This window comes from Bifidobacterium boum (assembly GCF_000741535.1).
Classification (GTDB): Bacteria; Actinomycetota; Actinomycetes; order Actinomycetales; family Bifidobacteriaceae; genus Bifidobacterium; species Bifidobacterium boum.
In genome coordinates, this window is the sequence record NZ_JGYQ01000002.1 from 162,817 (window position 1) to 176,029 (window position 13,213).

Here is a 13,213-nt window from a genome sequence, read left to right on the forward strand (position 1 = left end):
GGTCAGCCTCTCATCGCCTCGTTACGCAACGAAACCAACGCCGCGTCGATCTTGCTCGCGTCGGCGCCGCCGCCCTGGGCGAAGTCCGGCTTGCCGCCGCCACCGCCGCCGAGCACCTTGGAAGCGCCGCGAACCAAGTCGCCAGCCTTGATGCCCGACTTGCGTGCAGCATCATTGGTGGCGACGGCGACCATCGGCTTATCATCGGCGTTCACGCCCGCAAGAGCCACGACAACAGGCTTATCCTCACCGAGACGGCCGCGGATATCAAGCACGGTCTTACGCAGGGCGTCGAAGGAGCCGAAATGCCCCACGTTCTTGGCGGCTACGACAACCGGTGCGTCGGAATGCTGCGCTTCGGCGACGATTTGCGGAATGGCCGCTGCAAGTTGGGACTCATACATCGATGCGAGACGACGATCGGATTCCTTGAGCTTGGCCAGCAGCGTATTGACACGGTCAGCCAATTCGTCAGGACGAGCATTGAGCTTGTCAGACAGCTGGGAGACGAGAGCATGCTCGCGAGCATTGAACTCGTATGCACCCTGGCCCACCACGGCGTCGACACGGCGAACACCCTGACCGATGGAAGCCTCGGACATGATGCTGATCTGGCCGATCTTGCCGACATGATCGACATGGGTGCCGCCGCACAGCTCACGGCTCCAGCCATCCTCACCAATCGAGACGACGCGGACGATATCGCCGTACTTCTCGCCGAACAGATGCATCGCGCCGAGAGCGATGGCGTCATCGAACTTCATTTCGGTTGTCGTAACGGCCAGATTGTCGCGCAAGCGATCATTGACCCGAGCCTCGACAGCGTTCATGATGTCCTTGCTCGGGGCCTTGGACCACTGGAAGTCGAAACGCAGACGGTTCGGCGCATCCTCAGAACCGCGCTGGGTCGCCTGCGGGCCAAGCTCTTCCCGCAACGCCTTATGCACCATGTGTGTGGCGGTGTGCGAACGTGCGATTGCGCCACGGCGATTGAGGTCGATATTGGCGTTCACATCAGCGCCGACAACCAAGGTTCCCTCAGTCAGACGGCACTGGTGGACGATAAGATCCTTGATCGGCTTCTGCACATCATCCACTTCGAGTACGGCGCCATCGTCAGAGATGATTTCACCCTGATCGGCGAGCTGGCCGCCAGCCTCCGCGTAGAACGGCGTGCGGTCGAGAATGACTTCGACATTCGCCGGACCGGTCACCGCCGGAACAGAACCCTTGCCTTCCTGCATGATGCCCAGCACCTTGGATCGGCTTGAAAAATCGGTGTAGCCCAAGAAGTCAATCGGCTTGGCCAGAGTCTTCTTGAAATCGTCATACACGCTCAAGTCAACGTTGTGACGCTTCTTGAGCGCATCAGCACGAGCGCGGGACTTCTGTTCAGCCATGAGTTCACGGAACTTGGCCTCATCAACCTTGACCCCCTGCTCCTGAGCCATTTCCAGAGTCAGCTCGATCGGGAAGCCATACGTATCATGAAGCTTGAACGCATCCTCACCGGACACTTCACCATGGTGGCTCTTGGCCTGGTTGACCGCGACATCAAGAATCGTGGTGCCGCTTTCCAATGTACGCAGGAACGCATCCTCCTCACCGAACGCGGATTCGCACACATCGTGGAACGTGTCCTTGAGTTCAGGATAATTCGGCTCCATCGCGGCTTCAGACACCGGGAACAGCGTAGGCAGCACATGATCACGCACGCCAAGCATACGCATCGAACGGACAGTACGACGCAGCAGACGGCGCAACACGTAACCACGGCCGACGTTGCTGGGGCGCACGCCGTCAGACATGATCATGAGTGCGGAACGCACATGGTCGGCAACGACGCGGAAACGCACGTCGGCTTCAGGATCCTCGCCATAGGTGCGGCCGGACAGCTTCTGTGCGGCCTCAATGACTGGGAACACCTCATCGGTCTCATAGATGTTCTGCTTGCCTTGCATCAGGTAAGCCAAACGTTCAAGACCGGCACCGGTATCGATGTTCTTGTGCTCGAGTTCACCGACGATATGCAGGTCGGTTTTGGACTTGACGTTATCCACCTCATAGTTCTCGAACACCAGATCCCAGATTTCGATGAAACGGTTTTCATCGGCTGCCGGGCCACCATCCCGGCCATACTCCGGACCGCGGTCGACATAGATCTCGGAGCATGGACCGCCAGGGCCAGGGCCACCGGTGGTCCAGAAGTTGTCTTCCATACCGAAAATCTGCATATGTTCTGGGTCGAAGCCCTCGTTCTTCCAGATGGAGCGGGCTTCCTCATCGTCAGTGTATGTGGTGACCCACAGCTTTTCAGGGTCGAAGCCGTACCCGCCTTTATCCTGCGGCGTAGTCAGCAACTCCCACGCGTAGTGGATCGCCTCTTCCTTGAAATAATCACCGAACGAGAAATTACCAAGCATCTGGAAGAAGGTGCCATGACGCGTGGTTTTACCGACTTCATCGATGTCCAGCGTACGCACGCACTTCTGGTTCGATGCCATACGCCTCGACGGCGGTGTCTGCTCGCCCAGCAAATACGGGATGAACGGCACCATGCCTGCGATGGTGAACAAGGTCGTCGGGTTCGGCGAAATCAGTGACGCCGAAGGTACGACCATATGGCCGTTCTTCTCGAAATAGTCGAGATAACGCTTTGCGATGTCTGCAGTGCGCATAAGCGAGATAACTCCTTGTGTTGTTGAGGGCTCGACATGTGCGGCGGGCCCGACAGAAATATATAGCGGAATGTGGTCAGTTCAGCAATGGACTTGCGCTATTCGGCGATGCCGGAATATTGCCGGTTGAGCTCAGCCTCCCGTGCCTTGCGTGCGGTGTTGAACTCCTCAATCAGTCCTGCAAGCGTGCGTTGCATCACATTGTTCTGGTCAGGGCCGAGCAGGAACTGTCTCGCCTTGTCAGGAGTGTTCGCTTTGACATAGGCCTGTGCTTTGGCCACTGCGACCACGCCGATGGTGACGCCCACCGCAACCCAAAATACTCGTTTCATCACGCCTCCTTGGTCTGGGAAGTCGCCTTCACCGCTGTTGGAGCGGATGGCTTGGCGGGTGTGGACCGAAGCCCGGATTTCTTGGAGAAGAAGGACTGGGCGGTAGTTTTCACAGCGTACAAGGTCGACGCAGCCTTGATAACAGGCTTGCCGAGGAAGGATCCGTACAAATCAGTCAATGCGCTGATATTCGTGGCGGTCGTCGACGCGGAATCGGAAATCCTGTTGACGTCGGCCAAGGATTTATTCACTTGCTTGACTGTAGTGACACCTTCATCAAGAGCCGGAATGGCGTGGTCGCCCGACTCCTTGACCGTCAAGGCGACCTGGTCGAACAGCTTGCCCAAACGGATCAGGGGGTAGATCAAGAAACCGACAAGAATCGCGAATGCGATTGCCGCGATCAGACCGGCGACGTCTCCGACACCCATGCGAACCTCTTTCTGCTCACGCGCATCATGCGCTTACAATACCGCATTTAGCCTAGTATCCGGGCGAGACGGCAAACATCACCCGAATGACATCGACCTTATCTGTTCCTGTCACTTGTTGTACGACACTACGCTAAGAGCATGGTCGAACGGAGCCTCAGTGTCAAAGTCCATTTGTGTGACACTGCCGTTGGCCGGACGACAGGACAAGTCATACCCCTCCGGAGCGAACCGTTGCATAAGACTGAGCAGCGTGTTGCCGTGGGAAATCTGCAGCACGTTATCCCCGTCACGCAAATCAGGATTCTGCGCAATCAGACGATACCCTCCTGCGATACGTTCCCAATATTCCCCATCGGATTCAGCATCATGGAACGGGTCAGCCTCTTTGAGGAAATCACGTGTTGCTGCAAACCCATACCGGTCAACGATGGCGTTGTACGTTCCGACACCATGAGGGGCGCCCGCCGCCCACCATGCCATTGACATGTCCTGCCCTTCAAAATACCCGTAGAACTGCTCACGAAAATGCATATCCGCAACCAGCTTGGGACGCACATGACCGCACCGCTCATTCACGTCGAGAATCCGGCGCGCCGTTTGTTCAGCCCTCGTAGTGTCCGAACAGTAGGCGGCAGCAAATGCGATATCAGCTAGTTTGTGTGCCGCAGTATCCGCGTCGGCAATGCCCTGATCGGTCAATGGTGAATTTGACCATCCTTGCAACCGGTTGTACCGGTTGAAGAAGGTTTGCCCGTGTCGCACGAGATAGATGTGAATCCTCATATTCCCATGCTATCGCCGCTGATCTGAGCAACCATCCGGTCTCCGGCGTGTCGCGCTCCGCTACGTCTTCGGTGCTCAGTAGAAATGTCTATCGCATCGGGCATGAGGAAAGGGACCATGTTGGCACGTTCAGCCGGCTTCAATATGAGCAATGCCACCACATCGCATGACGAACGGATATCGCCGAGATTCCGTGGTATCGATGGGTTGCGCGCACTCGCAATCATTGCAATCGTCGCGTATCATGCATCACCTTCCCCGTTCTCTGGTGGGTTCCTCGGTGTCACGACGTTCTTCGTGATCACCGGATTCCTCATGACACGTAGTATTGAGCACGCATGGCAGTCAGGGCGCTTCCGCTACGCGACGATGATCCGTAAGCGTCTTATCCGGTTGTGGCCCATGCTCCTGTCTTCCATTGCGCTGACGGTGCCGTTGATATACCTGCTCGCCCCGTCGCTACTGCCCAAAACCCAGTCCGACGCATTGCCGTCTGCTGTGTTCGCCGTCAACTGGGTGTACATTTTGCGCAAAGTACCGTATTTTGCTGCCGCTGGTCTTCCATCTCCCTTTACACCGCTGTGGTTCATTGCCGTCATTATGCAGTTTGCGATTGTCTGGACGGCGCTACTATGGCTGCTGCACCGTGTGTGCCGCTCACGTGCGTGGCTTCATGGTGCAGTGTGGTTCATGATCATCCTGTCAAGCATTGCCATGGCATGGTCCGCATCCCACGGCGACGATACGACTCACGCGTATTATGGGCTTGACACCCGTGCCGCGGAAATGCTCGTCGGCGCCGAGCTCGCGCTCATGCTTGATGACACTGCGGCCTGGCGGGCTGCCATAGGAGCGTCGGCGGAAGGCGGCTCCTCCGCAAGGCGGATGCCTGTGTGGCTATCACGCGTACTCAACTGGTATGGCAGTCTCGGATCAGTACACGTCGACGCACTGGATATCGCGGCGATGGTTTCCCTGATGGTATTGGCCGTCGGCTGCTTCACCGTCCATGGCGACGATGCGTGGATGTACCGCGGCGGGTTCACCGGCGCCGCGTTGCTGTCAGCATGCATCGTCGCAGCCTGCACGTCGGCGGATTCGCTGACTGACCGGGTACTCGGCTGCGCCCCGCTGGTCACTATCGGTTCTCGAGCATTCGCATTATATCTGGTTCACTACCCGCTGCTCGAAGTGATGAACCCGGCGACCCGTACCGCCGATCTGCCGTGGTGGGGCTGGCTGGTGGAAGCGCTCATCCTATGTGCCGCCGCGGAATTGCTGTACAAGTTCGTTGAACGCCCCCTGACACGAGCGCATGACGACAAGCATGAGGGGCTCGCTCAGCCTTTTGGTATGGCGAACCGTGGCGCTGACAACCAGTCTTCGCTATCCGACACGACCGAGACTATGCCACCATTCGATTCCCTTCGCCGTCGTGTGAGCGCCCCCGTCATTTCCACGATGTCATCCTTGCGCCCGGCCGCCCGTGTGCTCAGCGTGGCTGGCTTGATCACCGCAGTGGTGCTTGGTGTTGTCCCCGCCAATTGGCAGGAGATTTCGTATCGGCGAGCCGTGATGCTGCGCCCTGAAATCGCGGAGCGTAGCGTCTCACGGCTCCATGATCCGCATCATGGCAAATCCGCATCCCCCAAAATGAAAGCATCCGACGCTCACGCCGGTACGTCCCCGGCACCGCATACCACCAGCAGCTCGAAACCACCAGAACCTACGCCATCGGTGACCCCAAAAGCGGAGAAAGTCCCCAAAGGCATGCCATTGACGCAGTGGGCGTATGACGCCTCCAGCGGATCATGCTCAGCAGACCCGCTGATCATCGGTGATTCCGTGGCTTTAGGCGCAGCGGAACCGTTGCAACAGATCATGCCGAAGGCTATTATTGACGCGCAAGTCAGCCGCCAATTGGGAACCGCTCCGGGTTTTTACGCCCAACACGCCGCAGCAGGAACCGCCGGCAATGCCGTGGTCGTGGCGCTCGGCGACAACGGAGCGATTCGTGACGAATCCACGTTACAAGGCATTGTCGAAGCTTTCGACGGCAAACCGGTGTATTTCCTCACACTGCGCACACCGGTCTCATGGCAGGATCCCAATAATGCGACCATTCGGTCTTTCGCGGCGCATCATGCCAATGTCGGAGTGATCGACTGGTACGGCACCAGCGAAGGACATAGCGAATACCTGTATGATGACGGCACACATTTGACGCCACAAGGCCGGGACGCCTACGCCATCATGATGCGTCAAGCATTCTGCGGCCAATGACGCTTCGTGCGCGGGCACGGCATCATCATGGTGGCGGATGATACGGCGCTATTGCGGTAGACTGTGCCCATGAGACGGTTTCTTATCAATTGGCTGATTATGACCATCGCCGCCGGAGTGATGGTCGCTCTGTTACCCGGCATGCAAGCGAAAGGCGACCCGCCGATCCTCGGTATTGCCGCGTTCTCGCTATTCATGGCGCTTATCAACGCGTCCATCAAACCCGTTGTGCATGTGCTGGCGCTCCCCCTGTCCATTCTCAGTCTTGGGTTTGTTGCTCTGGTCATCAACTGGCTGTTCATGGAACTCGCGTCATGGCTTGCGTTCTCGTTCTTCGACGTCGGCGTGGTCATCAGCGGATTCTGGTGGTCCGTGCTTGGCTCACTGATCATGTCCATCGTGTCGTCGATCGTCGCAGGCGTGCTCGGCGAGTAAAAGCACGCCGGCGAGCATGTCGTGGACTCGCGCCTGTATGGGCTGACCATGCAGGCGACGCAGCCGAGCGCAAATCCACCATCGTCTGCTTCTGCCGACGCTCACACCCACCTCAGTGTCGGCAGAAAAGTATGAGTCATGCGCAACATGCGACGGTCGAACAGCAGATAGCATAAGGCCCCGCATGCAAGCGGGGCCTTATGCTGTATGTCCTTGAAAAATGGAATGAATCCAGATCAGCGAGCGTAGAACTCGACGACGTACTGGATGTTCACCTGAACCGGAATCTCTTCCGGAACGGGCTTACGGGTCAGGGTCGCCTTCAGGGAGGCGAGGTTGACATCGAGGTACGGCGGAACCGCAGGAAGCACGTCACGGTGGACGCCTTCAGCAGCAGCCTGGAACGGGACCATGGTCTGGCTCTTCGGACGAACCTGAATGGTCTGGCCGGGCTTGACGCGGTAGGACGGACGATCCACGATGTTGCCGTCAACCAGGATGTGACGGTGCACCACGAACTGACGAGCCTGAGCGGTCGTGCGGGCGAAGCCAGCACGAAGCACGAGGGCGTCGAGACGGGTTTCAAGATCGGTGAGCATAGCGGCACCGGTCTGGCCGGCGGTACGGGTGCCCTTCACGTAAGCGGCGCGAAGCTGCTTCTCGGAGATACCGTACTGGGCGCGCAGACGCTGCTTCTCACGCAGACGCACCGCGTAATCGGATTCGGTGCGGCGGCGGGTGCGGCCGTGCTCGCCAGGAGCGTACGGACGCTTCTCGAACAGGCGCTGCGCCTTCGGGGTCAGTGCAATGCCGAGGGCGCGAGAAAGACGCACCTGACGGCGGGAACGCTGAGCGTTAGTCATGTTGTTCCTTTTCTGTCGTTATCTGAACGGAACGCGAAAGAAATCCTTCGCGCTGAGCCAGCCTCTCCAGTGCTTCATCGTGCCATGCACGAACGGTGATTCCGATTGGACAGAACCATCGCCGACCCACTGACGGGCTAAGACTCCAGATAGTGTGTGCGGTTGCACACACGAGTCACTAACATACACCATGCGTGCGACTATGACGCAATCCGACGCCGCTGTGCTACCGTTCAGAGTTTCTCGATCGGAGCGGCGCGGAGCATCAGCCGTTTGACACCGTCAGAGCCGAAGTCCACCGTGATGACGGAGTTGCGCCCTTTATCCTGTGTTTCCAGTACGGTACCCAAGCCGAACTTGTCGTGCGTGATTTTGTCTCCAACTTGGAAATCCGCGATATTCAAGCCATTGTCCGCTCCGGCCGATGATGAGGACGGCGATGAAGCGGCTTTCTTGCGCATCGGGGTGGTACGGCGTGTCGTCACCTTGCCGGAACGTCCTGAACCTGACGAGCCGTAGGAGCCGTACGCATTGCGTGAACCGTACGAGGTACCGTAGGACGAGCTTGAACGTGAGCCACGCGACGAACCGGAGCGCAATCCATACGAGGAACCGCCATACGTGGAACCGTATGATGAACCACCCGACCGACGGGAAGACGAGGACGATCGTCCTGAACCGTACGATGATCCGAATGTCGATCCGCCGAAACTGGAAGACGAGAAATCATCATCGTCCCAGCCGCCGAACTCGTCATCGCCGAAACCTTCGGAGTTCCAGCCGCCACTCATGCGTTCGGTGCTGGCTTCCTTGCGCTTCCAGTCGATCAGTTCGTCAGGGACCTCATCAAGGAACTGGCTGGGCATCATATCGTCGGCACGCCCCCACTGCGAGCGGACCGCGGCGCGCGTCAGGTACAGGCGCTGCTTGGCGCGGGTGATACCCACGTAAGCAAGTCGGCGCTCCTCCGCCAGTTCGCTGGTGTCTTCGAGCGAACGGGAATGCGGGAACGTGCCCTGTTCCATACCGGTGAGGAACACGACCGGGTATTCGAGGCCCTTGGCGGTATGCAGGGTCATGAGCGTGACTTTGCCGCTGTCTTCGTTCTCGCCGGGCAGCTGGTCGGAATCAGCCACCAGCGCGGTGGTTTCAAGGAAGCCCTCAAGCGTGGCGTCAGGCGTGTTCTGCTCGAATTCCGCTGCAACCGATTGCAATTGCGCAAGGTTCTCCACGCGGGAAGCGTCTTGCGGGTCTTGCGAACGTTGCAGTTCTTCAAGCAAACCGGACTTGTCAAGCACTTCGGCAACGATATCCGACGGCTTGTTCGCATGGTCGCGGGCGAACGCGGCGAGATGCTGCATGGTGTCGCGGAATGCGCCGAGCGATTTCGCCGTGCGTGTGGGCAGGCCCTCGATCTGCTCCATATTGGCTATTCCTTGCCAGAACGGTGCGGCATAGGCGTCGGCGTACGATGCGACCAGCGCCTCGGCGCGAGCCCCCAGTCCACGCTTGGGCACATTGAGGATACGCCGCATATTCACGCTGTCCGCCGGGTTGACAATCGCTTGCAGATAGGCGATGGCGTCTTTGATTTCCTTGCGCTCATAGAACTTGGTGCCACCGATCAGCTGATACGGGATACCCGCGTTGATCAGCGCCTCTTCCAGGGAGCGTGATTGGGCGTTCGCCCGGTACATGATGGAGACATCGGAGTACTTGTAGCCATCTTCGGCGACGAGACGGGCGATTTCTGTCGCGATCCACAGGGCTTCCTGCTGCGCATTATCCGCCGCGTAGCCTGTGATCGGCTCGCCCTTGCCGGCGGCGGTCCACAGCTTCTTGGGCTTGCGTCCCTCGTTGTGGGAGATGACCGCGTTGGCCGCATCGAGAATCGTCTGCGTCGAACGATAATTCTGCTCGAGCATGATGGTCTTCGCGTCCGGGAAATCCTTCTCGAAATCTTGGATGTTGCTGATATCAGCGCCACGGAACGCGTAAATCGACTGATCGGAATCGCCCACGACCGTCACCCACGCCGGACCCACCCTGCCGGCGCCAATCGTCGATGAATCGGGCTGCTCATGGGCGTCGATACCCGCGAGCTCGCGGATCAGCACGTATTGCGCATGATTGGTGTCCTGGTACTCGTCGACGAGGATGTAGCGGAACTTATGCCGGTAATAATCGGCGACATCCGGCTGGGTGCGCAGCAGTTCGACGGTACGCATAATCAGGTCGTCGAAATCGACGGCATTCGCCGCCGCCAAACGATGCTGATATTCCGCGTAGACCACGGCATACAGCTGTTCCTCATTGCCGTACCGGCCCAACTGGTAGCCGCGCTGGCCGGGATGGTAGTCCGGGGCGAACTGCTTGAGCTGCCCTTGCCACGTCTGCAAATTGTTCTTGTAGTCGGAGATCCGGGCGAGCAACGCGCGCGGGGTATAGCGTTTGATATCGATGTTCAGGTCGGTGGCGATGAGCTTGACCAGCCGCTGGCAGTCCTGGGTGTCGTAAATCGAGAAGCCGGAGTTCAAGCCGATCGCCTGCCCGTCACGGCGAAGGATACGCACACATGCCGAATGGAAGGTGGACACCCACATACGCTGCGCGACCGGACCGATCAGCGTGGCCAGACGTTCACGCATTTCAGCGGCCGCCTTGTTGGTGAACGTGATGGCGAGGATCTGGCTCGGCCAGGCGTTGAACTGGGTGAGGATCCACGCGATGCGACGGGTGAGCACGCGAGTCTTGCCGGAGCCTGCGCCTGCGCCGATCAGCAGCGCCGGACCCTGATACTGGACCGCCTGTGCCTGCTGCGGATTGAGGCCGTCAAGCAGCTCCTGCGCGCTGCGCGCGATGACTTGGGAATCACTGTCGAACACTGTCACCCTCCGATTCGTCCAATCGCCGACTGTACGGCGCCCATAATTTCTACCACAGCCACAGGTCAGCGTGAGGCACCCCTACTGCCGGGCGGATGTGCGGCGCTCGCGGTATGCTCTCTGCATCACATGCTCAACCTCGCGAGGCGTTTTTCGCCATCGGTTATGACGGTCGTCCCGCAATCGAGGCAATGAGACAACCCGGAGCATAAGCTCCCCCATAGAACATGAGGCAAGTCATGAAAGAACTCGAAGAGCGTATTCGCCGTGACGGCATCGTCAAACCTGGTAACGTCCTCAAAGTGGACGCGTTCCTCAACCATCAGTGTGATGTCAAACTGTTCGACCACATGGGACAGGAATGGGCGCGGCTGTTCGCAGGCAAACAGATCGACAAAATCCTGACCATCGAGGCTTCCGGCATCGGTATCGCGTGTGTCGCGGCGCGTCATTTCGGCGATGTGCCGGTCGTGTTTGCCAAGAAGGCGCAGTCCATCAACCTTGACGGCGACCAGTATGTCACGAAGGTGTACTCGTTCACCAAGCAGCGCGAGTTCCCGGTCATCGTGTCCAAACGCTTCCTGAACCCCGGCGAACATGTGCTGCTTATCGATGATTTCCTCGCCAACGGCAAGGCGATGGAAGGTTTGATTGAACTGTGCCGTGAAGCAGGTGTGGTGGTCGAAGGCATCGGCATCGCCATCGAGAAGGGCTTCCAGGACGGTGGCGCGAAGCTGCGCGAGGCAGGCTATGACTTGCAATCGCTGGCGATTGTGGAATCGATGGATCCCGACACCGGCGAAATCGCATTCCGCGAAGCCTGACGGGCTCGCAGGCAACTTCACGAACAGCAAGGAAGAGATCAGGAAAGACAGGCAGGAGAAATATGGGCAACCCCACCGAAACGCCGTCGGAGAACGACAAGACGGCAGCCGAGGAGAATACGGCGACCACAGCTACGACGACGACAACTCAGGACAACGCGACACAAGGCAAACCTGTACAAGACAACACCGTGCAAGACACCGTCACGAAGGAGAACACGCCGGACACGACGGCCGACGTCGCATCAATCAACACGGCGAAAGCGGCAACATCCAATCCACTGACCGAACTGGACGGCAAGATCTCCTTCTGGAAAGGCATCCCCTTCGGCCTGCAGCATGTGATGGCGATGTTCGTGGCGAATCTCGCCCCGATCTTCCTGGTGACCGCCGCCGCGAAAATGAGTCCGGAACAGTCCGCGATGATCATCCAGAACGGTTTGCTGGTCGCCGGCCTGGGCACGTGCCTCCAGTTGTATCCGCTGTGGCGTATCGGCAGCCGTCTGCCCATGGTCACCGGCATCTCCTTCACCTATGTCGCAGCCGCGATCGCCGTGGCCAGCAACCAAGGCTACGGGGCGGTCGTCGGCGCGGTGATGGTCGGCGGTCTGCTCGAACTTGTACTGGGCTTGACTGCACGCTTCTGGCGCCGTTTCGTCCCACCGATCGTGTCTGCGATCGTGGTCACCTCGATCGGCTTCTCGCTGCTCAGCGTCGGTGCCACATCCTTCGGCGGCGGTTCGGGCGCCAAGGATTTCGGCAGCTGGCAGAACCTGACACTCGGCTTGGTTTCCTTGGTCGCATGCCTGGCGTTCCAACTGCTCATGAAAGGCACCGCCAAGCAGCTATCGGTGCTGTTCGGCCTCGTGGTGGGCTATGTGGTGGCTTTGTTCATGGGCAAGGTCGATTTCTCCGGGTTCCAGAACCTGGCGGTGCTCAGCGCGCCGCACATCATGCCGTTCAAAGTGCAGTTCGACGCGGGCGCGATTATCTCCTTCGCCCTGCTGTACGTGGTGTCCTCGGTCGAAGTGCTCGGCGACACCGCAGCCTTGGCGAAAGTCGGTCTCAACCGTGCGCCTTCCGAGCGCGAAACCGCCGGCGCAATCGCCGGTGACGGCCTGATTTCCAGTGTCTCCGGCCTGTTCGGCTGCCTGCCGCTGACATCGTTTGCACAGAATATCGGGCTCGTAGCGATGACCAAAGTCGTCAACCGCAAGGTGATCCTCTCCGGCGGCCTAATCTTGGTGCTCGCCAGCTTCGTCCCCGGCATCGCCGCGGTGTTCAACTCCCTGCCGCAAGCGGTACTCGGCGGCTGCACCATCATGATGTTCGGCACGATTGTGCTCTCCGGCTTCCAGATGATTGCCGAAGCGGGCTTCACGCAGCGCAATATCGCCATCGCGGCGCTCAGCCTGACGATCGGCATCGGCTTCACGCAGGTGCAGGGCATCTTCGCCCAGTTCCCCTCCCTGTTCCAGTCGATTTTCGCGAGCAACTGCATCGCGTTGTCCTTCGTGGTCGCGGTCATCCTCAACGCGGTACTGCCCAGCGAAGAGCATTTCCTCGCGTCGAACGGCGCAGTCAACGAAAAGCGCTGAATCTCATAGACGCTCCAAAGCGGCGGCACCGGAAGAACCTATCTCTCCCGGTGTCGCCGTTTTCGTTAACGTATTTCCCGTCTGCAACACCGAATCAC

The 13,213-nt window shown here is 58.9% G+C and carries 10 protein-coding genes; 4 read left to right on the plus strand and 6 right to left on the minus strand.

Annotated elements, in window-relative coordinates; all coding sequences use genetic code 11:
- Window positions 1–2: 2 nt before the first annotated feature.
- The 4 genes from alaS to BBOU_RS00750 all read right to left on the minus strand — a co-directional run bounded on the left by alaS (window position 3) and on the right by BBOU_RS00750 (window position 4,227).
- Window positions 3–2,678 (minus strand): alanine--tRNA ligase, encoded by a 2,676-nt coding sequence (gene alaS / locus BBOU_RS00735; RefSeq protein WP_026502980.1) that lies wholly within the window; start codon window positions 2,676–2,678, stop codon window positions 3–5.
- A gap of 98 nt (window positions 2,679–2,776) precedes the next feature.
- A complete protein-coding gene (locus BBOU_RS00740; RefSeq protein WP_026502981.1) occupies window positions 2,777–3,013 on the minus strand; it encodes a hypothetical protein in 237 nt (78 codons plus the stop codon).
- On the minus strand, window positions 3,010–3,441 hold the full coding sequence (locus BBOU_RS00745; protein WP_033490378.1) for a DUF948 domain-containing protein: 432 nt from the start codon (window positions 3,439–3,441) through the stop codon (window positions 3,010–3,012). The genes BBOU_RS00740 and BBOU_RS00745 overlap by 4 nt, the downstream gene beginning before the upstream one ends.
- A gap of 111 nt (window positions 3,442–3,552) precedes the next feature.
- A complete protein-coding gene (locus BBOU_RS00750) occupies window positions 3,553–4,227 on the minus strand; it encodes a histidine phosphatase family protein (RefSeq protein ID WP_026502982.1) in 675 nt (224 codons plus the stop codon).
- A 117-nt stretch (window positions 4,228–4,344) separates the two neighbouring features.
- Between BBOU_RS00750 and BBOU_RS00755 the strand changes: the two genes are divergently transcribed.
- Both BBOU_RS00755 and BBOU_RS00760 read left to right on the plus strand, forming a co-directional pair.
- On the plus strand, window positions 4,345–6,510 hold the full coding sequence (locus tag BBOU_RS00755; RefSeq protein WP_051616765.1) for an acyltransferase family protein: 2,166 nt from the start codon (window positions 4,345–4,347) through the stop codon (window positions 6,508–6,510).
- Window positions 6,511–6,579: 69 nt separating this feature from the next.
- The gene (locus BBOU_RS00760) at window positions 6,580–6,945 is read left to right on the plus strand and encodes a phage holin family protein (protein ID WP_026502984.1); all 366 of its coding nucleotides are present in this window, start codon (window positions 6,580–6,582) and stop codon (window positions 6,943–6,945) included.
- A gap of 236 nt (window positions 6,946–7,181) precedes the next feature.
- Here the strand turns inward: BBOU_RS00760 and rpsD are convergent, their stop codons facing one another.
- Both rpsD and BBOU_RS00770 read right to left on the minus strand, forming a co-directional pair.
- The gene (gene rpsD / locus BBOU_RS00765) at window positions 7,182–7,808 is read right to left on the minus strand and encodes a 30S ribosomal protein S4 (protein WP_026502985.1); all 627 of its coding nucleotides are present in this window, start codon (window positions 7,806–7,808) and stop codon (window positions 7,182–7,184) included.
- 233 nt (window positions 7,809–8,041) lie between these two features.
- Complete coding sequence (locus tag BBOU_RS00770) at window positions 8,042–10,693, minus strand: ATP-dependent helicase (protein ID WP_026502986.1); 2,652 nt, start codon at window positions 10,691–10,693, stop codon at window positions 8,042–8,044.
- A 239-nt stretch (window positions 10,694–10,932) separates the two neighbouring features.
- On the opposite strand from BBOU_RS00770, the gene BBOU_RS00775 reads away from it, so the two are divergent.
- Both BBOU_RS00775 and BBOU_RS00780 read left to right on the plus strand, forming a co-directional pair.
- Entirely contained in the window at window positions 10,933–11,517 is a 585-nt protein-coding gene (locus BBOU_RS00775; protein ID WP_026502987.1) for a xanthine phosphoribosyltransferase, read from the plus strand.
- Between the two features lie 62 nt (window positions 11,518–11,579).
- Window positions 11,580–13,115 carry a nucleobase:cation symporter-2 family protein gene (locus BBOU_RS00780; RefSeq protein WP_238551914.1) on the plus strand — a complete coding sequence of 512 codons (1,536 nt, stop codon included), beginning with the start codon at window positions 11,580–11,582 and terminating at the stop codon, window positions 13,113–13,115.
- The last annotated feature ends 98 nt before the right edge of the window (window positions 13,116–13,213 follow it).

Bases quoted from the DNA above. Each gene is read 5' to 3' on its own strand.
- BBOU_RS00760 (WP_026502984.1), top strand. From the start codon at position 6,580: ATGAGACGGTTTCTTATCAATTGGCTGATTATGACCATCGCCGCCGGA.
- BBOU_RS00780 (WP_238551914.1), top strand. From the start codon at position 11,580: ATGGGCAACCCCACCGAAACGCCGTCGGAGAACGACAAGACGGCAGCC.
- alaS (WP_026502980.1), bottom strand. From the start codon at position 2,678: ATGCGCACTGCAGACATCGCAAAGCGTTATCTCGACTATTTCGAGAAG.
- BBOU_RS00750 (WP_026502982.1), bottom strand. From the start codon at position 4,227: ATGAGGATTCACATCTATCTCGTGCGACACGGGCAAACCTTCTTCAAC.
- rpsD (WP_026502985.1), bottom strand. From the start codon at position 7,808: ATGACTAACGCTCAGCGTTCCCGCCGTCAGGTGCGTCTTTCTCGCGCC.
- BBOU_RS00755 (WP_051616765.1), top strand. From the start codon at position 4,345: ATGTTGGCACGTTCAGCCGGCTTCAATATGAGCAATGCCACCACATCG.
- BBOU_RS00775 (WP_026502987.1), top strand. From the start codon at position 10,933: ATGAAAGAACTCGAAGAGCGTATTCGCCGTGACGGCATCGTCAAACCT.
- BBOU_RS00745 (WP_033490378.1), bottom strand. From the start codon at position 3,441: ATGGGTGTCGGAGACGTCGCCGGTCTGATCGCGGCAATCGCATTCGCG.